The sequence below is a fragment of the Mycobacterium sp. URHB0044 genome, assembly GCF_000620625.1.
Taxonomy (GTDB): Bacteria; Actinomycetota; Actinomycetes; order Mycobacteriales; family Mycobacteriaceae; genus Mycobacterium.
The window spans coordinates 97,980-121,747 of sequence record NZ_JIAW01000019.1 but is presented as its reverse complement, the minus strand read 5'-3'; the positions used below and the strand labels follow the sequence as shown (position 1 = coordinate 121,747).

Below are 23,768 nucleotides of genomic sequence, written 5' to 3'. Positions count from 1 at the left end.
TCCCAACTGTGGTCGGATATCTCAGCCACGGCCCAACAACGGCATGCGGGTCGCCATGATGGTGAGAAATGGGACACTGACGTCCGTGGGCAGCGCTGCCACGTGCGCGATCGTCGAAGCGACATGTCGAACATCGATTTTCGGCTCCGACTCGATGGTGCCGTCGGCCCGCAGGGAACCGAAACTCGCCGTCATCGCGGTGGCGGCATTGCCGACGTCGATCTGGCCGACCGCGACGTCACAGTCGCGTCCCTCCAGCACCAACGCCCGGGTCAGGCCGGTGATCGCGAACTTGCTTGCCGTATAGGGCACGGCATGGGGCCTCGGTACCTGAGCCGAAACCGAGCCAATGTTGATGATGCGGCCGCCCCGCGGATCCTGTGCCGCCATGATCCGCATCGCGGCCTTGGCGCACAGGAAGGATCCCGTGACGTTCACGTCCATGGTGTGCGTCCAGTCCTGCAGCGAGGTCTCGGTCACTGGTTTCTGCGTGCCGAACGCACCGGCCGAGTTGATCAACACGTCGAGGCGTCCGATTCGCCGCGCGATGTCGGCGAAGGCTGCCTCGACCGCCTGTTCGTCGGTGACGTCGAGCACCACTGCCTCGCCGGAACCCGCCAGATCGACGCTCTCATTCAATCTTTCGGTATTCCTTCCGCTGAACACCACGTGATGTCCCGCCTTCGCCATGGCGATTCCGGCTGCGCGGCCGATACCGCTGCCTCCCCCGGTGATCACCGACACGGGTCGGTCAGTGGCTGGCACGGGGTACCCCTGCGCCACGCCTGCCGCGCAGGAAGTCGAAGTCAGCACCGGTGTCGGCTTGGGTGACGTGCTCGAGATACAGCTGCACGTAGCCCCCTTCGATCCGCTTGCGCTCACCGGACAGCTGCGCGGTCTCGCGACGGCTGGCCAGTTCCTCCTCGGCGATGTCCAGATGCAGTCGACGCGCAGGCACGTCCAGTTCGATCACGTCGCCGTCCTGCACGTATGCCAGCGGTCCACCCGCCGCAGCCTCTGGAGCGACGTGCAGGACCACTGCACCGAACGCGGTACCGCTCATCCGGGCATCGGAAATGCGCACCATGTCAGTCACCCCTTGCCGCAACAGCTTTGCGGGTATCGGCAGGTTGCCCATCTCCGGCATACCGGGATATCCGCGTGGGCCCGCCCCCTTGAGCACGAGGACGGAGTCCTTGTCGACGGGCAACTCGGGGTCGTCGATCCGGGCCTTCAGATCGTCGATGTCCTCGAAGACCACCGCCGTCCCGCGGTGAACAAGCAACTCGGCTGTGGCGGCCGACGGCTTGATGATGGCGCCGTCAGGGGCCAGGTTGCCGTGCAAGACGGCGATGCCGGCGTCGTGCTGCAGCGGATTCTCCCGTGTCCGGATCGCCGGCGAACCCCAGGATGTGACACCCTCGACGTTGTCCTCCAACGTCTTTCCCGTGACGGTGAGCGCGTCGCGGTGCAGCAGGTCACCCAGCTCTTCGATCACCACCGACAGTCCTCCGGCATCGAAGAACTCGTCCATCAGGTACTTGCCAGACGGCACCAGGTCCACGATCAGCGGCGTGCCTGCGGCCACGCTGTCGAAGTCATCCAGACTCAACGGCACTTCGATGCGCCCGGCCAGGGCGAGTAGGTGCACGACGGCGTTGGTCGAACCGCCGATCGCGGCATTGACTCGGATCGCGTTCTCGAACGCCTCCCGAGTAAGGATATGTGACATCGTCACGTTCTCGCGCACGAGCTGGACGGCACGCACACCGGTGTCCTGGGCCAGCACCTTGCGCCTCGCATCGACCGCGGGTATGGCGGCGTTGTCGGTCAGGCTCAAGCCCATGGCCTCAACCAGAGAAGCCATCGTCGATGCCGTTCCCATGGTGTTGCAGTGCCCGTTGGAGCGCCACATGCAGGCTTCTGCCGCGACGAACTCGTCAGTGGACATGGTGCCTGCGCGCACCTGGTCGTACATGGCGTAGGTGCCCGTACCCGACGGCAACGGCATTCCCCGACGGCGTCCCGGCAGGGTCGGACCGCCGGACAGCACGATCGTCGGAAGGTCGACGCTGGCGGCACCCATCAGCAACGCGGGCGTCGTCTTGTCGCAACCACACAGCAGTACGACACCGTCAAGTGGGTTGGCGCGCAACGTCTCTTCGACGTCCATGCTGACAAGGTTGCGGTACAGCATGGTGGAGGGACGCATCAGCGTCTCGCCCATCGACGTGACGGGGAACTCCAGCGGAAAGCCCCCGGCTTCGTACACCCCGCGCGCGACGTGTTCGGCGAGCTCACGGAAATGTGCGTTGCACGGCGTCAGCTGCGACCACGTATTGCAGATCCCGATCACCGGCCTCCCATCGAACATCCGATTGGGCACGCCCATTGCCTTGATGCCGGAGCGATGAAAGAACCCGATCTTGTCGAGGCCGCCGAACCAGGTCTGTGATCGGCTCACCGCGACTCCGCCAACGCCAAGGAATCACTGACCTGACGGGCCGCCTCCACCACGGCTTTGGTGATCTGGTCCCGGGATTTCGTGAACGTGCTGCGGATCGTGGTGATGGAGATGGCCGCCACGGCCCGGCCATGCGGATCGAGTACGGGCGCCGCGACACAGCACACCTCTTCGACGAGTTCACCGTCGTCGAAGGCGTATCCGTCGATGCGTGCCTTCTCGATGCGCTCGCGCAACTCGCCAGTGGTGGTCGCGGTGAACCGCGTGTAGGGCACCGGCCGAAAGTCGCGCAGGTAGTTGTCCAGCTGGTCCGGTGGCGAGAACGCCAGCACGACCTTGCCCATAGCCGTGCAATAGGCGGGATGTTCGGAGCCGGGCATCGGTTCGATGCGGAACATTTGGCGGGAGGCGATGCTGTCGGCGTAGACGATCGAGCCGCGGTGCAGGGTCCCGAGGTTGACGGTCTCGTGGAACATCTCGGCAAGCTCGAGAAGCTTTGGCCTGGCCAGATCGATGAGTCCCGTGCGGTCCTTGATCGAGTTGGCCACCGCAACCAGCTTCATGGTGAGTCGGTATTTGCGCCCCTCTGCGACGTGCTCGACGTAGCCGCCGCTCATCAGCGTGCTGAGTAACCGGTCGACGGCAGGCTTCGAGAGCTCCAACTCGCGCGCCAGTTCACTGACACCGGAGGCGTCCACGCGGCCCAGCACCTCGATCAGGCGCATTGCGTTGGACACCGAGGCGACCTCCCGGTCGCGTCGCGCCGAGCCGCCATCGTCGACCGCGCCACTGTCTGTATTCGTCATCAGCGGGCTCCCAAAATTCGTACTGCGAATTATTGCTTCGCTGATGAACGTAAGCCAATGTGCTCGGAGCTGTCAACTACCAGCGCGGAGGTAGTAAGGCGATTTCATGTGGACTTGACTGTGAGATGTGGATCACTTTATCGTATGCGGAGTCGAACAAATACTTCGGTATACGACACAACACATTGCTATCCGAATCATGAGCTCCGTGGGGAACCCAGTTCATGGATTAGACGGGCGGCACTGCCCAGAACGGGAAACATCGGTGATTTATCACATTGCAGTTCTTCGCGGAGACGGCATCGGACCCGAGATCGTCAACCAGGCGACCAAGGTCCTCGAGGCGGCGGCACGGGCCGTGCCCGGCGTTGACTTCGATCTCGACTACCTCGACGGCGGCGCCGACTACTACGTGCGCACCCTGGAGGTCGCGCCCGCGAGCACCTGGGACACCATGCGTCGTGCCGACGCCATCTTGATGGGATCGATGGGCCATCCCGACATCCGGATGCCCGACGGCACCGAGGTACAGGGCCACTTCATCGTGAACGCGCGCAAGGCGTTTGACCTCTACGCGGGCATCCGCCCGATCAAGACCTATCCGGGGTCGCGCGGACTCCAGCCCGGGGCCGACGTGGACCTCGTCATGGTCAGAGAGAGTACCGAGGGTTTGTTCGCCTCCTTCGGCGGCGGCGCACAGGTCGGTGACGACGTCTACGCGGACACGATGATCATTACCCGCAAGGGCACTGAGCGGATCAGCCGGTACGCGCTGGGGCTGGCCCGGACACGCGATGGCCGCCCCAGCGACGGCAAGCGGCTAGTGACCTGTGTCGACAAGGCCAATATCTTCCGGTCGCTGCACTTCTTCCGCAAGGTGTTCGACGAGACGGCGGCCGAATTCCCTGACCTGACAACGGAACACGCTCTCGTCGACTCGTTCTCGATGAACCTGGTGCTGCACCCGGAGCGCTACGACGTGCTGCTCGCCGAGAACATGTTCGGCGACATCCTCTCCGACCTTGCCGCCGCGCTGGTCGGCGGTCTCGGCCTTGCACCATCGGGTGACATCGGAGACGACCACGCCATGTTCCAGCCCGCGCACGGGTCCGCTCCCGACATCGCCGGCCAGGACGTCGCCAATCCGGTTGCCACCATCGTGTCGGCCCGCATGATGCTCGATTGGCTGGCCGAGCGCCGTGATGACGACGCGCTGCGCACAGCCGCGGACGTCATCGAACGGGCGGTCGTGGCCACCATGGCTGGCGGTGGACTCACCGCCGATCTCGGTGGCACGCTGAGCTGTTCGCAATTCGGTGATGCCGTGGCAGCCGAAGTCGCCAACGTCGCCACGGACGTCGTGGTATGACCGAGCTGAGCATGGCCGTACTGTTGGCGGCCGATGGGAATCCGACGGCCACGGTCGGCGACGACCTTCTGCTCGGCCTCACCATCGGCAGCGTCGTGCTCATCATCGTGCTCATTGCGTGGGCCAAGCTGCATCCACTGATCGCACTGATCGCCGGTGCCGCCTTCCTCGGCATCGCCTCCGGACTCGGTGCCGGTGCGACGATCGAGAGCTTCACCGACGGACTCGGCGGCACCATCGGCGACGCCGGACTGCTGATCGCCCTCGGCGCGATGTTCGGCCAGTTGCTCAACGTCTCCGGTGCGGCGACCAACCTCGTCGACCGATTCGTGCATGCCGTACCGGACCGGGCCATCCCGTGGGCGATGGGGGGTATCGCCTTCCTCATCGGCTTGCCGCTGTTCTTCGAAGTGGCTCTGGTACTGATCTTTCCGATCATCGTCCTGGTGGTGCGGCGCACCGGATTACCGCTTCTCAAGGTCGCGATGCCCGCTCTCGCGTCACTGTCACTTCTGAACGGATTCCTGCCACCACACCCCGGTCCGCTGCTGGCGGTATCCGCGTTCAACGCCGACCTGGGCCGAACCCTGCTGTTCGGCATCGTCGTCGCCATCCCCACGGTGATCCTCGGTGGTCCTCTGCTGGGTAATCTACTCACCCGCTGGGTGCCATCGCCGGACGTCAAAACCTTGCTTTTCGGCGAGGATTCGCGATCCAAAGACGAGACGCGGGACGCCAAAACTCCCCGGGCTGGGGGCGCCCCGACCATAGTGGCTCCGAAGCCCACCCTTAAGACGCCGAGCATTACGGCGACCGCGGTCACGATGCTCCTTCCGGTGGTGCTGATGCTGATCCGCGCAATCGCGGAAATGGCTCTGCCGGAGGGTGATTTGATTCGTCACGCCGCCGAACTGATCGGCGAGCCGACGGTGGCGCTGTTCGCAGGATGCGTCCTGGCGATGTTCACCTTCGGGCTCGGCGTTGGCATGGGCAAGTCCAGAGTCGGTTCCGTAATGGGCTCCGGGCTTCCGCTGGTCGCAGGCATCATTCTCGTCGTCGGCGCGGGCGGCGGCTTCAAGTCCACGCTCGTCGCCACGGGAGTGGGCGACGTTATTGCCGACCTTGCCCACGGTCTCGGCATGCCCACCCTGATGCTGGGCTGGCTGCTAGCCGCCCTGATCCGCATCGCCGTCGGCTCTGGGACGGTCGCCATCGTCACTACGGCGGGCCTGCTCGCCCCGCTGGCGGCCGGCATGAGTCCCAACCAGGCAGCTCTGATGGCTTTGGCCATCGGCGCAGGGTCGCGCTTCATGTCCCACGTCAACGACGCCGGGTTCTGGATGGTCAAGGAATTCCTGAACCTGAGCGTGAAGGACACCTTCCGCACCTGGACGGTCATGGACTGCACGGTGTCAGTGGTCGCAGGTATCGGCGTACTGCTACTCGGCGCTTTCCTCTGAGTCACCCAGAATCAAGAAACGGAGACGACATGTTGATGGTACGGAAAGTGTGTCTTGGCCTTTCGGGTCTGGCGGTCGTGGCGGTGATCTTCGGACTGGTGATCGGCTCGGCGGGCATCTGGCAACCCGCCGTCCTGGTCGCGGTCTTCGGTGCCGCGATCGGCATCGGCGCCCTCGAATCTCTCAAGAGCTACCAGTACACCGGCTGGATCGTGGCCTGCGTCGTGGCGGCGCTGCTGTTCCCGCAGGCGTTCCACAGCTGGGGCGGAGTCAACTTGAGCGGCAAGTTCCTGATGACGACAATCATCCAGCTGGTGATGTTCGGGATGGCCACGCAAATGCACCTGTCCGATTTCCGCGGCGTCGCACGCCACCCCCGCGGTGTCCTGGTCGGACTGGTCGGTCACTATTCGGTGATGCCGGTCGCGGCGGTGGTGCTGGTGCACTTCACCGACCTGCCTCCGGAGATCGGCTTGGGCGTCATCCTGTACGGCTGCGTCTCGAGCGGGTTGGCCTCCAATGTGATGAGCCTGCTCGCCAAGGCCAACATCGCTCTGGCCGTGACGATTACCGCCTTCTCGACCATCCTTTCGCCCCTGATGACGCCACTGCTGATGAAGGTGTTCGGCGGCACGATCGTCAACGTCAGCTTCGTCGCGATGATGTTCGACGTCATCCGGATCACCCTGGTCCCCGTCGCCGCGGCATTACTGGTGGACTACCTGCGCCACGCGACCCCGGCCACGATTCGCAAGGTCGACGTGGCTGCCGTGATCGCCGGTCTGTGGCTCGTCGCGTTGCTCTTCGGGGTGTGGTCCTGGGCCGCTGCGCATCTGAGCGCGACGCAGCTCGGCGTGTTCCAATCACTGTGCTACGTCGCCGCAGCAATCGTCATCGCGCGGCTCTACCACCTGGCCGTCACCGGTTCGCTGTCCGCGATCGAAACCGCGATGCCGTATGCATCGATGTTCGGGATCATGTACTACAACACCATCACGACCGCGGCGGGCCGTGATGCCCTGCTCGACGTCGGGCTGATCCTCCTCGCAGTGGGCATCGTCCACAACCTGACCGGTTACCTGTTCGGCTACTGGGGCAGTCGGCTGTGTGGGCTCAATCAACGCGACGCCCGATCGGTGACGTTCGAGGTCGGCATGCAGAACGGGGGCATGGCAACGGGATTGGCGGCCTCGATGAACATGATCGGCACCGCGGGACTCGCCGCGGCGGTCTTCAGCCCGCTCGGCAACATCACCGGCTCACTGCTGGCCAACTACTGGTCACGGCGTCCGCCCGCGGACGAAGACGCCGACGAGGCCGAAAGGGTCGACGAGCCCGCCCTCAAGGAGAAGACGGCATGAGCGACCGATACGAAGTGCTTGCCGTCCGCTACGGCGTCTGGCACACGACGAAGCGGACGATCTACCACTCGTTCGACGTCTATCGGGAAGCCGACGAGCCGGTGCAGATCGACTACTACTTCTGGGTGGTTCGCAACGACGCGCGAACCATCGTCGTGGACACGGGTTTCCGCCCGGAGGTGGCTCGACGTCGGGGGCGCGAACTGGTGACACCGGTTCCCCAGGCGCTGCGGTCGGCAGGCGTGGAGCCCGCGCAGGTGTCGCACGTGGTGCTGACGCACTTCCACTACGACCACATCGGAAATCTGGACCTGTTTCCGGAGAGTCAGGTCATCGCCGGCAGTACGGAGTTCGACTTCTGGACGGGCGAGATCGCCGAACAGCCGATCTTCTGCACGGCGGTCGAAGCCGACGAGGTGGACGTCGTGCGCAAGGCGCAGGCCGAAGCCCGACTCACCCTGGTGCCCGACGATGACCCTCATATCCCCGGGGTTTCATTCCGCGCAGTCAACGGGCACACGCCGGGCCAGATCGTCGTCGAGGTTCAGACGGCAGGCCGACCCGTCGTGCTCGCCTCGGACGCCTCCCACACGTACGAGGAGTTCGAGAAGGAGCGGCCCTTCCACATCGCGTCCAGCCTGCCCGACATGTATGCCGGGCTGAAGTGGCTCAAGATGCGCAGCGACGACGCCGAGATCGTCCCCGGCCATGATCCGGCGGTGATGCATCGATTTCCGGTCGAGAACGGAATCGTTGCGCGGATCGCGTGACCGTCCGCCAGAGAGGAATGTGCCCATGCCGTCCAGCAGCGACTTCGTCGCCAACTGCACGATGCTGTACGCCCACGAACCTCCGCTCGACCGCGCGAAGGCGGCGGTCGCCGACGGCTACCGCAAGCTGGAGTTCTGGTGGCCATTCGACTCGACGGTGCCCGGGGATCGTGAGGTCGACCGTTTCGTCGACTCGGTAAAAAGCTCTGGCGGGCAGGTAATCGCTATGAACTTCACCCTCGGTGGCGGCGATGACGGTGGGCGCGGTATGGCGTCGCACCCGGCGCGTTCCGCCGAGTTCGCCGAGCACACCGAGGTTTTGGCGGGCGTCGTCGAGCAACTGGGTATTCGGCGGTGCAACGTTCCCTTCGGCGTGCGCCAGGCCGGTTGCACCGACGACGAACACCTGCGCACCGCCGTGGTGAACCTCGTCCTCGCCAGTGATCGCCTCCTCGAGGTTGGGGCCGTCCCGATGCTGGAGCCGATCAGCGGCGCGACGGACTACCCGATCGTCACCGCGGCACAGGCGGTCGACGTGATCGAGCACGTCGAGGCGGCCGCGGGCCGTGACGGGGCCGTGGGTCTGTTGGCCGATCTGTATCACTTCGCCGCCAACGGTGAGGACGTCGCAGCAGTGCTTCGTCGACATGTGAACCGCATCGTTCACGTCCAGGTCGCCGACTTCCCTGGTCGACATGAGCCAGGCACTGGGACGCTGGACATCGATTGTTACTTGAAGTTGTTGGACGTCTGGGGGTATCGAGGTGAAGTCGCGATGGAATACATCCCGTCAGGGCCCAGTCCTGCCTCTCGGCATGTTCTTTAGCGCCGTCGGCCCTCGCTGCCGGAAACTGGCCGCCTGGCTCGTCAGAGAGATCGAGGAATCTCCTGTCGGCTGCTACGCCATCGGCGAATACCACTCGCAGCACGCCGAACAACTGAGATGGCACCGCCCCAGTGGGCCGATGGCGAAGGAGAATCGACTGTGGCCACATTGATAGAACTGCCAAGAGAATGGTGGTATGGCCGCACCCACCAGCCCCGTGGCCCCGCGGTCACGTCCGCGGTCTCAGGGGCGTTGAGATGGTGACCCAACGCCTAGTCGACAGGGTGGTCATCGTCGCCGGCGGCGGTTCGCTCGGAGATGGCATGAGCAACGGGCGGGCAGCCGCGCTCACCTATGCGCGCGAAGGTGCCCGGGTTCTGGTGGCGGACGTGAACGAGGAGTCCGCGGCAGAAACGCAGAACCAAATACGCGGTGAGGGAGGGGTCGCCGAGATCTTCGTTGGGGACCTGACCAAGGCCGGCGAAGTGGCGTCCATGGTCGATCGCTGCAGGGATTCCTTCGGCGGCGCAATTAGCGTGCTGCACAACAACATCGGGATAGTGCGGACCGGTGGACCAGTCGAACTGTCTGAGGAGACATGGGACCTAGTGGTCACGGTCAATCTCAAGGCGCTGTTCTTGACCGCCAAGTACGTGCTGCCCATCATGGAGGCACAACGCTACGGGGTGATCACCAATATCGGTTCCATGTCCGGGTACCGCTACACCGGGCTCCCGATGATCGCCTACGCGACAACCAAGGGAGCCATCCCAGCATTCACTCGGACGATCGCCATGCAGTACGCAGCCGCGGGAATTCGCGCCAACTCCATCCATCCCGGTGTCATCGACACCCCCATGCAGAGCGCGACCACAGACGACGGGTACGGGGCGGTATTCGGAAACGTCGACGCAGCGAGCCTGCGAGCCAAGCGCGAAGCGACGATCCCACTCGGCCGTTACGGCAACCCCTTCGACGTCGCCAATGCCGCGGCATTTCTCGCTTCCGATGCGGCCGCATACATCACCGGAGTGGAATTGATGGTGGATGGCGGCTTCACCCAACGAGCTGGTTGAGGAGCGATGCTGTATGCCGACGAACTCACCTTTGACCACGCGAAGGCGGCGGCCGCTGACGGCTGCGGTCAGGAGGAGTCCTGGTGGCCATTCGACTCGACACTCACCGATCCAGCCCTGGCTGGGCGGTCTGCGGCTGAGAAAGTGTTAAATCGGTTGTACGGCAATCATTTCGGATTCCTTACCTCCGGACGGACCCGGTGCGACGAACGCGATGGTTTCGACCATGGCGAGAAGGTCATGGCGTAGCCGTCGTCGCCGACCGGTTGAGCAGGCTCGACATGCGGGTGATGTCCAAGTCGAGGGACTTCAGGTAATTGAAGGACTCAGCCGTCGCGTGCGCTGTCGAAATCAGCTTGGGCGCGTTCGATTTCCGATGCGTGTTGAGTTGCCCAGGCATAAAGGGCGTCGAAGGGCTCTTGTAGCGACAGTCCGAGTGGGGTGATCCGGTATTCGACGCCGACGGGCGTGGTGGGGAGCACCGTGCGGTGCACGAGGCCGTTGCGCTGCAACCGCTTGAGCGCATCGGAGAGTGCCTTGTGGGTGATTCCATCCAGGCGCCGCATGATCTCGTTGAACCGTGCCGGCTGCGGGCACAGGACCGTCAGGATCATGACTGACCATTTGGTGGCGACCTCGTCGAGCGCAAAACGGGCCCGTTGGGCATCACACAGTGCTGGATCACTGATATCGGTCATGCCGATATAGTCGCACATATCTACGCTATATCTAGTGCGTACTTGAAACTAGGTATACGACGTATACCGTTGCTTTGGGAACTCTCGAAGGACGGAAAACATGACCCGACTCACCGACAAAGTGGCGCTAGTGATCGGCGGCGCACGTGGCATTGGCCTGGCCATCTCCGAACGTTTCGCCGCCGAAGGCGCCGACGTCTACCTCACCGGCCGACGCCAACACGACTTGGACCAGGCACTCGAAGACATCGGCGAGGCGCACGCGATCGTCGCCGACGCCAGCCAACTGTCCGACCTTCGCACCGCCGTCGATGCGGTCCGCACACAGGCCGGACGCATCGACGTCCTCGTCGTCAACGCGGGCATCTCCGAGCCAAGCAGCATCGACGAGATCAGCGAGGAGCACTTCGACCGCCACATCGGGCTCAACGTCCGGTCACTGCTCTTCGCAGTGCAGACCGCGCTGCCGCTCATGAACAGCGGAGGCACCATCGTCCTCGTCGGCTCCATTGCCGGCGACCTCGGCACCGCCGGCTACGGCGTGTACGGAGCCAGCAAGGCTGCGGTGCGGGCGCTGGCCCGCACGTGGACAACCGAATTGGCGTCGCGAGGCATCAGGGTGAACGTGGTCAGTCCAGGTCCAACCGATACCGCGATGTTCAGCGCTGCCTCCGACGAGGTCCGTGATGCGTTGACCGCGGCGATTCCGCTGGGTCGGCTGGGACGCGCAGACGAGGTCGCCGCCGCGGCGCTGTTCTTGGCAAGTGAGGAAAGCAGTTTCGTGGCCGGCGCGGAACTCTGCGTCGACGGCGGACTGGCACAGGTCTGAGCTCTAGCCCTCCGTGGGCGTCGTCCACACCTTGTCGATGGCGATCCGCAGGCGGGTGCTGTAGTTCCCCATCGCGTCGGTCAAGCCGAACTTGTCGGCCGACTCCTTGTACTTCGCCCAGTACGGCTCGTCGGTGCGGCAGTCCACGTCGGTGGCGTCGATGGTCGCCTCGCCGCCGACCACGATGATGCCGCTGCCGTTGCCGTCGGAGTCCAAGTTGAGGCTCACCCGGGGGTGGCGCTGCACGTGCGCGACCTTCGCGGCGCCGGGCGTCGTGTACACGCTCAGCGTGGAGCCGTCGAAGTAGAACCAGATCAACCGCGGGACGGGCTGACCGGACTTCGCGACGGTGGTGAGCCAGCCGTAGTGGTCGGCGGTCAGTCGATCGATGACTTCTGGTGTCAGCTCAGCACTCATGCCTGCGAATGTAGCCTCGAAAAGTGACCTTGAACCTTTCTGTCGACGAACTCCTGACCACTACCCGCTCGGTGCGCAAGCGCCTCGACTTCGAAAAGCCGGTGCCCCGCGAGGTTTTGCTGGAGTGTCTCGATCTGGCACTGCAGGCGCCGACGGGCTCGAACGCGCAGGGGTGGCAGTTCGTCTTCGTCGACGACGCCGACGAGAAGAAGGCGCTCGCCGACATCTACCGCACGGCGGCGTCGTCGTATCTGGACCTACCCAAGCCCGAGTACGGCGACAGCCGTGACGAACGGATGCCGCTGGTCGTCGACTCCGCGAAGTACCTCAACGACCACCTGCACGAGGTTCCGGTGATGATGATCCCGTGCCTGGAGGGTCGCCCCGACGGCGCCCCGGCGGCGTTGAGCGCATCGTTCTGGGGGTCACTGCTGCCCGCGGTGTGGAGCTTCATGCTGGCGCTGCGGTCGCGTGGGCTCGGATCGGCCTGGACGACACTGCACCTGTTGGGCGACGGCGAGAAGCAGGCCGCCGAGATCCTGGGCATCCCGTTCGACAAGTACTCCCAAGGCGGCCTCTTTCCCATCGCCTACACCAAGGGCACCGACTTCCGGCCGGCCAAGCGCCTGCCCGCCGAGCAGCTCACCCACTGGAACACGTGGTGAGTTAGATCGCGCCGGTGAAACCCTGCTGGCGCCACGCCTCGTACACCGCGACGGCGGCGGCGTTGGACAGATTCAACGACCGCCTACCGTCCAGCATCGGGATGCGCACCTGCGCGGTGACGTGTGGGTCGGCCAACGTTTCGGCGTCCAGACCGGTCGGCTCGGGACCGAACATCAACACGTCACCCGGTCGGTAGTCCACGTCGGCGAACCACGATCCGGCGTGCGCGGTGAACGCGAACACCCGCGCCGGCGCCAGCGCGGCCCACGCGCTCGGCAGGTCGGCGTGCACGGTCACCGACGCGAGGTCGTGGTAGTCCAGACCGGCGCGACGGAGCTTCGGCTCGGACAGGTCGAAGCCCAGCGGTTCGACGAGATGCAACTCGCATCCGGTGGCGGCCACCATCCGGATCGCATTACCGGTGTTGGGCGCGATCCGAGGCGAGAAGAACAGCACTTTGAACACGACGCGGTTTCCCCCGCTGCTCAGCGTCGCACTAAATGGGTCGAGCGCAGGACCTCAATCGTCCTTCGCGTGGCCGGGCACACCGGGAGTGGGATCGTTGGCGGGATCGGCGAGCGGGTGGGGCCCGTCGGCGTCGTCCGGCAGCCTGTGGCCGCCTACGCGGGGGGCTGGGTCATCCGACGGATCTACCTGAAACTTCTCGTTCTCGGGCATGCTGTCCCCTCCCACCGCGGCGATGACTGATTCGAACACAGCGACCATACGCTCGGTTTGGCTGATTCCCGACGCATGGCCGCAACCGCATTTGCTCGTATAGCACACGACTTCGCAACACCTCGGTCACGAACTCTGTCTGTTCAGTAAGAATTGTGGAAACGGTTGCTGATCGCTGTCATACTCGACCAATTGCCGGGCGGACCACGCCTGCCCACGTGTGGGCAAAGAGCAGTAGGAAGCCTTATGAATGAAGCGCGATCAATGAAATGCCGACCAAGCGCGGGTAGCACGGCCGGGCCGCAATGACCGCGTTTGCGCAGCAACCACGAGTCGCTACGGCGACCGAATTCGGGAGTAATGTGCCACCACCCGCCAAGCGGCCATCGAGATGGTCGGTGAGCAATTGGCCGGTTCGATGGAAAGTGTTTGCGATCGTATTAGTGCCGCTGCTTTTGGCAGGCACCTTCGGTGGCTTGCGCGTGTACTCCGGCTGGACTGACGCAAGAGACCTCCGCCTGGCCGCCGACCGCGCCGAGATGGTCCCCGCGATCGTGGACTACATGGCGGCGCTGGAGGGCGCGCTGCTGGCGAACTCCACGGGGGGTGACGTCCAGACCGCGCTCACCACGTTCGACGACAACAAGCGCAATCTGCAGAGTCGGCTGGCCGACACCGACGTCGTACCGGACGTGGGCAAGGGCGTCTCCGTGCTGCTGCAGGGCGGGCAGGCGTTGTTGGACAAGGTCACCGCCAACGGCATCAGCCTGCGCGACAGGATCACCAGCTACGCACCGATCCTGCTCACCGCCGAGGACGCGATCAACGGGTCGGTGCGCGTCGACGACGAGCAGATCCGGGCCGAGACGCTCGGCCTGTCCCGTGCCATCGGCGCCCGCGGCCAGATGATGATGCAGCAGCTGCTGGTGAACCTTGGCGCGGAGCTCGCCGAACCCGAGCTGCGCACCTCGATGATCACGCTGGCCGGCACCGAGCCGTCCACGCTGTTCGGGATGAGTCAGGTACTGGGAGTCGGTTCACCCGACGCCCAGAAGCTGCAGGCCGAGATGGTCAAGCGGATGGCCATGATGTCCGACCCTGCGGTGCCGTTGGTCAACAATCCGGAGTTGACCCAATCCCTGCAGGCGACCAACCAAGTCGCCGGTCAGGTGATCGGTTCGACCACCCGGCAGGTCTCGACCGCCGTCGAGGACCAGGCCGCCGCCAAGCGCACCGAGGCCATCCGCGACTCCGTGATCGTCGGCGTGGCCATCCTCATCGCGCTGCTCATCGTCATGCTGGTCGCGCGCACGTTGGTCCGCCCGCTGCGCAAGCTGCGGGATAGCGCCCTGAAGGTCGCGCACGAGGATCTGGCGCGGGAGCTGGAGAGGGTGCGCTCGGGCGGCGCACCCGACCCCGTACAGCCGCTGCCCGTGCACACCACCGAGGAGGTCGGGCAGGTCGCCCACGCCGTCGACGAACTCCACGAGCAGGCCGTGCTACTCGCCGGCGAGCAGGCGACCCTGCAGCTGCAGGTGGGCGACATGTTCGAGACGCTGTCGCGACGCAGCCGGTCGCTTGTCGATCAGCAGCTGACCCTCATCGACCGGCTGGAACGCGACGAAGCCGATCCGGAACGGCTGGAGAGCCTGTTCCGCCTCGACCACCTCGCCGCCCGGATGCGCCGCAACGGCGCGAACCTGCTGGTGCTGGCCGGGTCGCGGGTGCCGCGCGAACAGGCCGCCCCCGTTCCGGTCGGCGCGGTGATCAACGCGGCGGCCTCCGAGGTCGAGGACTACGCCCGGGTGATCACCGCGGTCGCCCCGGACAGCGAGATCCTCGGCGTGGTTGCCGGTGACCTCGTCCACATGCTGGCCGAACTGCTGGACAACGCGTTGCGTTACTCACCGCCGATCTCGCAGGTGCGGGTGTCGGCCGTGCACACAGGCAACGGCGGGCTGGTCATCGAGGTCAGCGACATCGGCCTCGGCATGACCGAAGTCGATCTGCGCGTGGCCAACACCCGGCTGCAGTCCGGTGGCGAGGTCAACCCGTACACCGCTCGTCACATGGGCCTGTTCGTGGTCGGCCGGCTGGCCGCGCAGCACGGGCTGGTCGTCCGGTTGCGCAGCACCATCGCGGGGGAGCCGAATTCAGGCACCACCGCGGGTGTCTACATTCCGGCCCAGCTGCTGATTCGAGGTTCGGCGCCACTGCCGGTCGAGACGCCGGATTACGGCGTGCCCGCCGATGCGCACGCGGGCATCACCACCGCGCTGTTCCTCGACGAGGAGCACGTCGACGACAACGGCTACCAACCTCCGGCCCCGGAGGAATACCGCAACGGCCACGCCGACATCCCGGTTTCGCTTCTGCCGCAGCGCAATCCGGGTGCGAGCGGCATCGCCGACATCCCGGCTGCGCCGATCCTGCCCGAATCCGAGCCCGAGCCGGTTTCGGAGTGGCAGGAGGACGAGTGGCCGGAGGACTCCATGCCTGCGCAGACGCCGGTGGCGCCGACGCACGCGGGCCCGCCTCCGGCCGCGGTGCCCGTCGAGCGGCCCAGTCAGCCGATCACCAACACCGCGGCGTTCTTCGCCGCGCGGGCTGAGGCCACCAGCGCGCCGACCAACGGCGTCCACCCGGTGCAGGAACCGGTCCCGGAAGAACTGGCCGCGGCGTCGACATCGACGGCAGGAAGCGACGACGCCATCTTCCAGAAGATGCTGTCCGAATGGCTCATCGACGATCCCACCGAACTCGCCCAAAGCACCGACCTGGACTGGCAGACGGTGTGGGACAAGGGCTGGGAGGCGGCCGCCGCGGCCGAGGAAGCTCCCGTCGCCCGGCATACCGAGCAGGGTCTGCCGATGCGCGAACCCGGTGCACGGCTGGTGCCCGGCGCCGCCGACCAGGACGATGACCACAATGGTCGGCATCGCAACGGAGATACGAACGGCACGAACGGGACTTCGAATGGCATCGAGGAACCGAGTTCGGACGGCCGACCGGCCCTTCCCGCGCGAGATCCGGAAGCCGTGCGCGCCAGCATCGGCAACCACTTCGGCGGCGTACACGCAGGCCGCGCCCACGCCCGAGAAACCAGAGGAACAGAAGACGAATGACCCGTTCGACCCAGCGTGACTCACTCGACTGGTTGGTGACGAAGTTCGCCAACGAAGTGGCCGGGGTGTCGCACGCGATCCTGGTGTCGGCTGACGGACTGCTGATGGCCGCCAGCGAGCACATGCCGACCGAGCGAGCCGATCAGCTCGCCGCGGTGGCGTCCGGACTGGCCAGCCTGTCGACCGGCGCCGCGCAACTCTTCGACGGCGGGTACGTGATGCAGTCCGTCGTCGAGATGGAGAACGGCTACCTGCTGCTCATGCGCGTCGGTGACGGTTCCAACCTGGCGACGCTGGCCACCCGATCCTGCGACATCGGCCAGATCGGCTACGAGATGGCCGTCCTGGTTGAGCGCGTCGGCACCGTCGTTCAATCGTCCCGCCGTACCGCGCAACACTCGTGACTCGCGATGGACTTCCCGATGGACTCCCCGATGGACGAGGTGCGAGACGCATGGGAGTCGGACGAATCGGGGACTGAGGCGAACCTGGTGCGGCCGTATACGTTGACGGCGGGTCGCACCAACACGCGTGTCGACTTGCCCCTCGAAGCGCCAATCAGGACACTGGAATTCGGGCCCGCGCCGCGCTGGCCGGGCAATGACGTGCGTGCCAAGATCCTAGGGTTGGGTGTCGACAGCCCTTCCGTGGCCGAGATCGCTGCTCGCCTGTCCCTGCCGCTCGGCGTGGCGCGCGTGCTGATCGGCGACTTGGTGATGCAGGGGTACCTTCGCGTACACACCACCCTCGGTGAGTCGGCGAGCACCGATGAACGACGTGAGCTCATAGGAAGGACGCTGCGTGGCCTACGGGCACTCTGAGAACCCCCCGGGTTCCGGCCATGGCGTCGTCCGACGCGACAGTGCGTCCACCAAGATCGTCATCTCCGGCGGGTTCGGGGTCGGCAAGACCACGTTCGTCGGCGCGGTGTCGGAGATCATGCCGCTGCGCACCGAAGCCTTGGTGACGAACGCCTCACAGGGTTTCGACGCCCTGAGCGCCACGCCCATGAAGAACACCACGACGGTGGCGATGGACTTCGGCCGCATCACCCTGGCCGAGGACCTGGTGCTCTATCTGTTCGGCACGCCCGGTCAGCGCCGGTTCTGGTTCATGTGGGACGACCTGGTCCGCGGAGCCATCGGGGCGGTCATCCTGGTCGACGTGCGTCGGCTGCAGGACAGCTTCGCCGCTGTCGACTTCTTCGAAGCGCGACATCTGCCGTTCCTGATCGCGGTCAACCAGTTCGACGACGCCCGCAAATATCCTCCGCACGAAGTGCGCAAGGCCCTGGCGCTGGCCGACCACATCCCGGTGGTATCCGTCGACGCTCGTGATCGACATTCGGCGCGGGCGGCGTTGATCGCCGTCACCGAGTACGCGTTGATGAACCTCAGCTCGTTGCCCGGCTGACGCGTGGCCGACGTCGACGAGAAGTGGGTGGATCGCGAGTTCGAGGGGCACGACTTTCGCGACGAAGATCTGAGCCGGCTGCAGACCGAACGCGTGGTGTTCACCGAGTGCAACTTCGCCGGGGTCAACCTGTCGGAGTCCGAGCACTCGGGTTCGGCCTTCCGCAACTGTGACTTTCGCCGGGCGTCGTTGATGCACAGCACGTTTCGGCACTGCACGCTGCTCGGTTCGGTGTTCACCGAAAGCCGGATCCGTCCGGCGACGTGGGTCGAGGTCGATCTGACGCTGGCCGTATTGGGTGGATGTGACCTCCGCACGATCGACCTGTCCGACTGCCGGTTGCGCGAGGCCAGCCTGGTCGGCGCAGACCTGCGCAAGGCGGTGCTGCGGCGCGCGGACCTCAGCGGCGCCCGCACCCAGGACGCCCGCTTCGACGACGCCGATCTGCGGGGCGCGCGCGTCGACCCGACACTCTGGACGACGGCGAAATTGCGCGGGGCGAAGATCGACATCAACCAGGGGTTGGCGTACGCCGCCGCGCACGGCCTCGACGTCCACGGCGAGTGACCGCCCACCTACGGGGTCAGGTGCTTGCTGATCGCGGGAGCGACGCTACGGATGAGCTCGTCCACCGGCGTCGACGCGATCGGTTCCACCCGAAGGACGTGGCGCAGATAGGCGATGCCGAGCAGCTGTGCTATCGCGAGATCGATCCGCAGTTCCGCATCGGGCCCGCCGACGCCTGCCGCGACGTGGGAGTACACCTGGCCCTGAATGAACTGACGTACCAGGGTCGCTGACTCGTCATGGGTGGCCGCTCCGCGCAGGATCGCCAGTAGGGGAGCGCGGGAGTCCGGATGCTCCCACGCTTCGAAGAACACGCGGGTGAGCCGTTCGCCGATCTCGTCGCGCTCGCCTCCGAGGATTCGGTCGGCAATCTGGTCCGGTTCGAACGGCCATCCCATCGTCGCGCGGAAGAGTTCGGCCTTGCTACCGAAGTAGTGCCGAATCATCGCCGGGTCGACGCCGGCCGCCGCGGCGACCTCGCGCACCGAGGTCTTGTCGTATCCCGCTTCGGCGAACGTGTGTCGCGCGGCCGCAAGGATCACGTTGCGGGTGTCGGTCTTGCCGCGGGGTCGTCCGGTCCGTGCCATGGTGCGAGAAATTCTACAGTCGTTGACTTTCGAAATTGGCGGAGATACCGTAACGATAGAAATTCCACACGTGAGGAGTTTTGAGATGCCAGCACCGCGTTGGGTAGCCCGCGCCAACAAGATTGGGCTCAACCGTCTCACTCGATTCATCGCTCCGTGGGCGCCGGGATGGGCGATCGTCATACACCGCGGGCGTAAGTCGGGCCGGACGTTCCGGACCCCGTTGTGGGCGTTCCGGCGCCAAGGTGGATACGTGATCGCGCTGACGTACGGTTCCGACGCGGACTGGGTGCGCAATGTTCTGGCCGCCGGCGGCTGCGAACTGGAAAGCAGGCGGCGGCACTACGTGCTTGGTGCCCCGCGGCTCTATCGCGACGAAACCGCCTCGGACATGCCGGCTTTCATTCGATTCATGCTTCGGCGGGTCATCAAGGCGCCGGAATTCCTGAGTCTCGACGTGCAAAGCGGCTAGTCCGCCGACCCTGCTGTCAGATCGTCTCAAGCGCTGAAATTTCGATCTCCCAGCAGTTTCGGCGCGTGGTGGGGGGCAGGGGGTGCCGTCACATGTGCGTGCCGCCGTCGACGCGGACTTCCGTGCCGGTGACGAAGTAGGCGTCGGGCGATCCGAGCATCGCGACCACGGCGGCGACCGCGTCCGGCTTGGCGAACATCGCCCCACCATCCAGTGGCAGCATCGGCGTCACCTTCCCGAACAGCGAATAGTCCGCGTCGGCGGGCAACCCGGGGCCGACGCTCTGTTTGGACTCGCCCGTGCCGTCGGTCATTCCGGACGAGATCGACCCGGGCTGAACCGAATTGAACCGGATGCCTTCCTTGGCGAACTCCAAGGCAAGCGCATGGGTCATCGCCTGAACGCCACCCTTCGATGCGGCGTAGGCGGACATGTAGGGATGAGCGAAGGCTGCCGAGGTCGAGCTGAAGTTGACGACGGCGGGGCCGGTGCCGTTGCGCAGCGCCGGTATCGCCTCGCGGGTTACCAGAAATGTGCCGACCAGGTTGATGCGCAGGACCTGCTCGAAGTCGGCGAGCGAGGTCTCGAGGAAATGCGCCGACCGCAGGATCCCGGCCACGTTGACGAGGGTGTCCAGCCCACCGAGCGTGTCGAGTGCCCGGGCCACGCCGTCCTGCACGGAGTGCTCGCTGGCGACGTCGAGTTCGACGGTGGCGAGCCGATCGCCGTGCGCCTGCGCCTTGGCGACGGTGTCCTTCAATCCTGGTTCGCTGATGTCGGCGGCGACCACCCGACCGCCTTCGGCCAAGACGCGCAGGACGGTCGCCTGCCCGATGCCGGAACCACCACCGGTGACGAGCACACGACGGTCCGTATATCGCTGAAGAGATGCCATGGGCAGATACTTGCGTCTCTATGAAGAGATTTGGGCCGAATCGTCGAACGGGGGTGTCGCGTGGAGTGCTTCGCGTGCCAACCGATACCCCGTCCACTGCCCGAGCGCTGCGCCCACGGTGACCGGCCCCGGCCCGTGCCCTTGCCCGGGCACGGCCGGGATCATCGTTGCGAGTGCGCCGAGCGCGGAGGCGACGGTTGAGATCGCCACGCCGTACTGGCTCGCGGCGCGGGCGAGTCGAAGCGCGTGCAGTATGCGCCACACCGCGGCGGGATCGTCGACCAGCACGTCGGCGTACCACGGCACCGGACAGTCCGTACCGATGAGCCCGACCGCGACGTCCGCGGCCGCGCACGCCTGCGCCGCAGCGGTCGTCACGACGGCAGCGGACCGCCCCGAATCATGCAGCGAGGCAACCGTATCCGCGAGTGTTTCGTCAAGCGACGCATCGTCGAGCCCGTCGCCGTCGACCGGTACCACCGCCGCACCAGAGCGTGCCGCCTCGACGACGATGCCTTGGCTCGACACGCGCGGGTCGATCACCACGGCGTCGATCCGGTCCAGCTTTCGCCAGATGTCGGGCCGTAGCGTCAGCGCCGCACGGTCGTCCGCCAGGCCGCGTCCGAGCGTGGTCGCGAAGAATTCCCGAGTGGAGTAGGCGGCCTTGGGAATCGCGACCAACGCCGCACGTGCCGCGACATCGGGGTTGCCGGACAGCATGCCCGCCGCGGCGGCACCGATCGCCTGGGCAAGCGCGCTGCGGTCGACCTGACGCTCCACCGGACCGCGGGCATTCAGCTGCTCCGGCAGCGGGCACACGTCCGAGCACTCCGCGAAGTCGGCGAGCAGCGGCTCGTAGTGCTCCCAAGCGCACTGGGTGGCCCGGGTCTCGGCCGCACGGGCGAGGCGCGACGCCAGCCCCACCGCCAACGCGCCGGGGACTTGGCCCACCGTTCGGCTGACGAAGGTGGCCGCGTCCAGTGTCCGGCTGGCGCCGGCCTTGCCGAACTGATCCTCGAGCATCCCGCGCAGCCGGGGCTGATACTTGGCGACGCTGACCGACGCCCCGACCACCAGCGGCAGCCTCGGCAAGCCCAGCGTCCGCCCCACGGCCGCGCCCCACAGCCCCGCCGCGGTGATGCCGGCCGACACCAGCCGGGCAGCCAGCACGCCGTCGTCACCCGGCAGATTCGGCGACCGGCTGCTCGACGCCCCGCCGCCGCGAGCGCGGGCGGAGGCCTCCGCGGCGTCGACGGACTCACACAGTTGCGCACAGGTCGGACCCTCGTCGCCGAACCGCACGAGCACGCGTGACAGCGGGTAGTTCAGGTGCGCCGACGTGACACCGGGGTGGCGGCTGACCGCAGCGAGCACGGCGTCGCCCAGTTCGCTTCCCGGGGTATCGCGCAGCCCGCACACCTCGATCCACGCCCGGTCATGGCTTGAGTAACAACGCCTGACCTGCGAACCGCCCACGTTCTCGAACGCGACGCGCACGGCGGTCTGCACCGCGGACGGCACGATGGTGGTTTGGCGGATCGGCGCGGTCGCCAGGTTGACGGACGTCGTCGCGACGGTCGCTGCGGCCTTGACCCCGAACATGGCCGTCCTCAGCGGGAGAGTCGCGCAATCGCGCACGAAACCGATCGCGTCCACGTCGCGGCTCTACCCGCGCCTGCATGCCGGTAAACGCGAAACAGTCTCCGGCCCAAAAGGTTTACCCTAATCGGATCGAATGGCCAGCGCGCCGACGAAGCTCAGGACCAAGGCTGCCATCGCTGCCGGGTCAAGGAGGTGGGCGTCATGGGCCTGACCGGGGATGACGACGTGCTCAGCGCCCGGTATAGCCCGATGAAGGTCCAGCGAGGCGTCGATCAGCCACGGTGGGCTCAGCTCGCCCGTGATCAGGAGCGTGGGCATGGTGAGCGCGGCGAACCGGTCCAGGTCGGCGCCGAAGGCGTCGATGGCGCGCAGTTCGCGAACCCAGCCCGGCGTCAGCGCGGCGCGCGGCGCCCACAACGGTGTGCTGCGGAGCATCTCGATCACCTCGTCGGGGATCTTGACGAAGTGGCGCAGTCCCAGCGTCAACGCGAGGTCGAGGTCATCGTCTCCGACCGCGCGTTCGAAGGGCGCCAGCGCCCCGCCGGCCACCGGGCCGGCCACCGGCACCGGCGGCTCGTAGAGGATGAAGGCGGCGGGCGGACGGGTGAGGGCGAGGCCCAACGCGACGATGCCGCCGTACGAGTGGCCGAGCAGGATGGCGTCGGGGCCGGCCAGTTCGAGGACGGCGGCGATGTCCTCACGCTCCCGGTCGATGTGGAAGTCCGGGTTGTCGCCGCTGGCGCCGTGCCCGCGGCGGTCCACGGCATACGTGGTGACGTGTGGGGCGAGCGCATCGGCCAACGATTGCCAGTCCTGCGCGGTTGACAGCGAACCTGGTGACACCACCAGGGGTGGACCGTGCCCTGTGACGGCGACGGCGATCGTGGTGCCGTCGGCGGACGTGACGTGGTGTTGCCGAGAAGCAGTGTCGGTCAAGGTAGTTCCTTCACTGTCGGGCGGCTCAGAGCCACCGTGGCGGTCCATTGGTGTCGCCGTCGATGTCGAGGCCCACGGTGCCCCGCCCAGCGGCCCACCGCACCACGGCTGGAAGCGGACCCGTGACGGTCGTCGTCGGGGCTGCCGAGGTGATCGAAATCGGTTGGCAGCCCTCGACGGCAAGAACCAGCCCGGCACCGCGGTCGGTGCGGCGCCACGCAGCCACGATGTCGGCCAGCAACGACTTCGACACCGCGGCCGGGAAGTCGCCGAACCGGCCGCCGTTGCCGAGGTCGACGGCATGGATCCACACTTCTCGGGTTCGCATCCACACCGTTTCGGAGGCGGGCACCAGGCGACCCTGCGCGGTGCGGACCTGCGCCGACCACGCCGCGGGCGGCAGGTGCCGCCACTTGGTGTCGAGGCGGGCGGCGGTGTGGGCGAAGAGGTTTCGCAGCGCACCGGCGTTCAGCGTGGAGCCCTCGTCGATCTCGCGGGCCCGCTGCTCGGCCGAGGCATACATCGGAGTCTCGGTACCGGTGGTCGCCCAGTCCAGCAGCCGGCACAGCGCCGCCGCGTTGTACCCGACGTGGGCCAACAGGTGGCGGCGCGACCAGCCGGGCAGCAGCGAGTCGGCGTCCAACTCCCGGTCGCCGAGCTCGGCGAGGCGTTGCGCGAAGTACGCTGTGCCGCGTCTGGCGGTCAGCAGCCGGTCGGCGACGTCGAGGTCGTTGAACACCAGTGTGTTCCG

The 23,768-nt window shown here is 66.2% G+C and carries 27 protein-coding genes; 15 read left to right on the top strand and 12 right to left on the bottom strand.

From position 1 onward, the window contains the following. Nucleotides 1-21 precede the first annotated feature (21 nt). Genes N536_RS0128455 through N536_RS0128445 form a run of 3 tightly spaced genes read right to left on the bottom strand, consistent with a single transcriptional unit; the run spans nt 22 to nt 3,270 of the window. Complete coding sequence (locus tag N536_RS0128455) at nt 22-765, bottom strand: SDR family oxidoreductase (RefSeq protein WP_029116718.1); 744 nt, start codon at nt 763-765, stop codon at nt 22-24. After that, on the bottom strand, nt 752-2,464 hold the full coding sequence (locus N536_RS0128450; RefSeq protein ID WP_029116717.1) for an IlvD/Edd family dehydratase: 1,713 nt from the start codon (nt 2,462-2,464) through the stop codon (nt 752-754). The genes N536_RS0128455 and N536_RS0128450 overlap by 14 nt, the downstream gene beginning before the upstream one ends. After that, a complete protein-coding gene (locus N536_RS0128445; protein WP_029116716.1) occupies nt 2,461-3,270 on the bottom strand; it encodes an IclR family transcriptional regulator in 810 nt (269 codons plus the stop codon). The genes N536_RS0128450 and N536_RS0128445 overlap by 4 nt, the downstream gene beginning before the upstream one ends. Before the next feature lie 265 nt (nt 3,271-3,535). Between N536_RS0128445 and N536_RS0128440 the strand changes: the two genes are divergently transcribed. From N536_RS0128440 to N536_RS0128410, 7 genes are all read left to right on the top strand, one after another. After that, nucleotides 3,536-4,639, top strand: coding sequence for an isocitrate/isopropylmalate dehydrogenase family protein (locus N536_RS0128440; RefSeq protein ID WP_029116715.1), 1,104 nt, complete (start codon nt 3,536-3,538; stop codon nt 4,637-4,639). Then, nucleotides 4,636-6,099: a gluconate:H+ symporter gene (locus tag N536_RS0128435; protein ID WP_051574835.1), complete on the top strand. Its 1,464-nt coding sequence runs from the start codon at nt 4,636-4,638 to the stop codon at nt 6,097-6,099. The genes N536_RS0128440 and N536_RS0128435 overlap by 4 nt, the downstream gene beginning before the upstream one ends. 29 nt (nt 6,100-6,128) lie before the next feature. Further along, the gene (locus N536_RS0128430) at nt 6,129-7,460 is read left to right on the top strand and encodes a bile acid:sodium symporter family protein (RefSeq protein WP_029116713.1); all 1,332 of its coding nucleotides are present in this window, start codon (nt 6,129-6,131) and stop codon (nt 7,458-7,460) included. Next, entirely contained in the window at nt 7,457-8,230 is a 774-nt protein-coding gene (locus N536_RS0128425; protein ID WP_029116712.1) for an N-acyl homoserine lactonase family protein, read from the top strand. The genes N536_RS0128430 and N536_RS0128425 overlap by 4 nt, the downstream gene beginning before the upstream one ends. Before the next feature lie 25 nt (nt 8,231-8,255). Further along, the gene (locus N536_RS0128420; RefSeq protein ID WP_029116711.1) at nt 8,256-9,056 is read left to right on the top strand and encodes a TIM barrel protein; all 801 of its coding nucleotides are present in this window, start codon (nt 8,256-8,258) and stop codon (nt 9,054-9,056) included. 257 nt (nt 9,057-9,313) lie between these two features. Continuing rightward, on the top strand, nt 9,314-10,132 hold the full coding sequence (locus N536_RS0128415) for an SDR family NAD(P)-dependent oxidoreductase (protein ID WP_051574833.1): 819 nt from the start codon (nt 9,314-9,316) through the stop codon (nt 10,130-10,132). 6 nt (nt 10,133-10,138) lie between these two features. Then, on the top strand, nt 10,139-10,381 hold the full coding sequence (locus tag N536_RS0128410; protein ID WP_029116709.1) for a hypothetical protein: 243 nt from the start codon (nt 10,139-10,141) through the stop codon (nt 10,379-10,381). Nucleotides 10,382-10,458: 77 nt separating this feature from the next. Here the strand turns inward: N536_RS0128410 and N536_RS0128405 are convergent, their stop codons facing one another. After that, a complete protein-coding gene (locus tag N536_RS0128405) occupies nt 10,459-10,830 on the bottom strand; it encodes a helix-turn-helix domain-containing protein (RefSeq protein WP_197040258.1) in 372 nt (123 codons plus the stop codon). Nucleotides 10,831-10,930: 100 nt separating this feature from the next. Between N536_RS0128405 and N536_RS0128400 the strand changes: the two genes are divergently transcribed. After that, nucleotides 10,931-11,659, top strand: coding sequence for an SDR family NAD(P)-dependent oxidoreductase (locus tag N536_RS0128400; protein ID WP_029116707.1), 729 nt, complete (start codon nt 10,931-10,933; stop codon nt 11,657-11,659). 3 nt (nt 11,660-11,662) lie between these two features. Here the strand turns inward: N536_RS0128400 and N536_RS0128395 are convergent, their stop codons facing one another. Beyond that, on the bottom strand, nt 11,663-12,076 hold the full coding sequence (locus tag N536_RS0128395) for a TIGR03667 family PPOX class F420-dependent oxidoreductase (RefSeq protein WP_029116706.1): 414 nt from the start codon (nt 12,074-12,076) through the stop codon (nt 11,663-11,665). A 23-nt stretch (nt 12,077-12,099) separates the two neighbouring features. Between N536_RS0128395 and N536_RS0128390 the strand changes: the two genes are divergently transcribed. Further along, nucleotides 12,100-12,741: a nitroreductase family protein gene (locus N536_RS0128390; protein WP_029116705.1), complete on the top strand. Its 642-nt coding sequence runs from the start codon at nt 12,100-12,102 to the stop codon at nt 12,739-12,741. A gap of 1 nt (nt 12,742) precedes the next feature. Here the strand turns inward: N536_RS0128390 and N536_RS0128385 are convergent, their stop codons facing one another. Beyond that, nucleotides 12,743-13,207: a tRNA (cytidine(34)-2'-O)-methyltransferase gene (locus N536_RS0128385; protein ID WP_029116704.1), complete on the bottom strand. Its 465-nt coding sequence runs from the start codon at nt 13,205-13,207 to the stop codon at nt 12,743-12,745. 54 nt (nt 13,208-13,261) lie between these two features. Beyond that, entirely contained in the window at nt 13,262-13,420 is a 159-nt protein-coding gene (locus tag N536_RS42685) for a hypothetical protein (RefSeq protein WP_197040257.1), read from the bottom strand. Nucleotides 13,421-13,725: 305 nt separating this feature from the next. On the opposite strand from N536_RS42685, the gene N536_RS0128375 reads away from it, so the two are divergent. From N536_RS0128375 to N536_RS0128355, 5 genes are read left to right on the top strand one after another with little or no spacing between them, the layout of a single operon-like run. Further along, nucleotides 13,726-16,545 carry an ATP-binding protein gene (locus N536_RS0128375; RefSeq protein WP_029116703.1) on the top strand — a complete coding sequence of 940 codons (2,820 nt, stop codon included), beginning with the start codon at nt 13,726-13,728 and terminating at the stop codon, nt 16,543-16,545. Further along, the gene (locus N536_RS0128370; protein ID WP_029116702.1) at nt 16,542-16,949 is read left to right on the top strand and encodes a roadblock/LC7 domain-containing protein; all 408 of its coding nucleotides are present in this window, start codon (nt 16,542-16,544) and stop codon (nt 16,947-16,949) included. Before N536_RS0128375 ends, N536_RS0128370 begins: the two co-directional genes overlap by 4 nt. Nucleotides 16,950-16,967: 18 nt before the next feature. Further along, nucleotides 16,968-17,366: a DUF742 domain-containing protein gene (locus N536_RS0128365; RefSeq protein ID WP_029116701.1), complete on the top strand. Its 399-nt coding sequence runs from the start codon at nt 16,968-16,970 to the stop codon at nt 17,364-17,366. Next, on the top strand, nt 17,347-17,958 hold the full coding sequence (locus N536_RS0128360; protein ID WP_029116700.1) for an ATP/GTP-binding protein: 612 nt from the start codon (nt 17,347-17,349) through the stop codon (nt 17,956-17,958). Before N536_RS0128365 ends, N536_RS0128360 begins: the two co-directional genes overlap by 20 nt. A 3-nt stretch (nt 17,959-17,961) precedes the next feature. Continuing rightward, on the top strand, nt 17,962-18,525 hold the full coding sequence (locus N536_RS0128355) for a pentapeptide repeat-containing protein (protein WP_029116699.1): 564 nt from the start codon (nt 17,962-17,964) through the stop codon (nt 18,523-18,525). An 8-nt stretch (nt 18,526-18,533) separates the two neighbouring features. Here the strand turns inward: N536_RS0128355 and N536_RS0128350 are convergent, their stop codons facing one another. After that, nucleotides 18,534-19,112, bottom strand: coding sequence for a TetR family transcriptional regulator (locus tag N536_RS0128350; RefSeq protein ID WP_029116698.1), 579 nt, complete (start codon nt 19,110-19,112; stop codon nt 18,534-18,536). Nucleotides 19,113-19,197: 85 nt separating this feature from the next. On the opposite strand from N536_RS0128350, the gene N536_RS0128345 reads away from it, so the two are divergent. Beyond that, on the top strand, nt 19,198-19,584 hold the full coding sequence (locus tag N536_RS0128345) for a nitroreductase family deazaflavin-dependent oxidoreductase (protein WP_029116697.1): 387 nt from the start codon (nt 19,198-19,200) through the stop codon (nt 19,582-19,584). Between the two features lie 88 nt (nt 19,585-19,672). Here the strand turns inward: N536_RS0128345 and N536_RS0128340 are convergent, their stop codons facing one another. The 4 genes from N536_RS0128340 to N536_RS0128325 all read right to left on the bottom strand — a co-directional run bounded on the left by N536_RS0128340 (nt 19,673) and on the right by N536_RS0128325 (nt 23,759). Next, nucleotides 19,673-20,479, bottom strand: coding sequence for an SDR family NAD(P)-dependent oxidoreductase (locus N536_RS0128340; protein ID WP_029116696.1), 807 nt, complete (start codon nt 20,477-20,479; stop codon nt 19,673-19,675). A gap of 18 nt (nt 20,480-20,497) precedes the next feature. Further along, on the bottom strand, nt 20,498-22,081 hold the full coding sequence (locus tag N536_RS39755) for a metal transporter (RefSeq protein WP_155948769.1): 1,584 nt from the start codon (nt 22,079-22,081) through the stop codon (nt 20,498-20,500). A gap of 120 nt (nt 22,082-22,201) precedes the next feature. Beyond that, on the bottom strand, nt 22,202-23,017 hold the full coding sequence (locus N536_RS0128330) for an alpha/beta fold hydrolase (RefSeq protein WP_029116695.1): 816 nt from the start codon (nt 23,015-23,017) through the stop codon (nt 22,202-22,204). A 25-nt stretch (nt 23,018-23,042) separates the two neighbouring features. Continuing rightward, nucleotides 23,043-23,759: a maleylpyruvate isomerase family mycothiol-dependent enzyme gene (locus N536_RS0128325; protein ID WP_029116694.1), complete on the bottom strand. Its 717-nt coding sequence runs from the start codon at nt 23,757-23,759 to the stop codon at nt 23,043-23,045. Nucleotides 23,760-23,768: the final 9 nt, after the last annotated feature.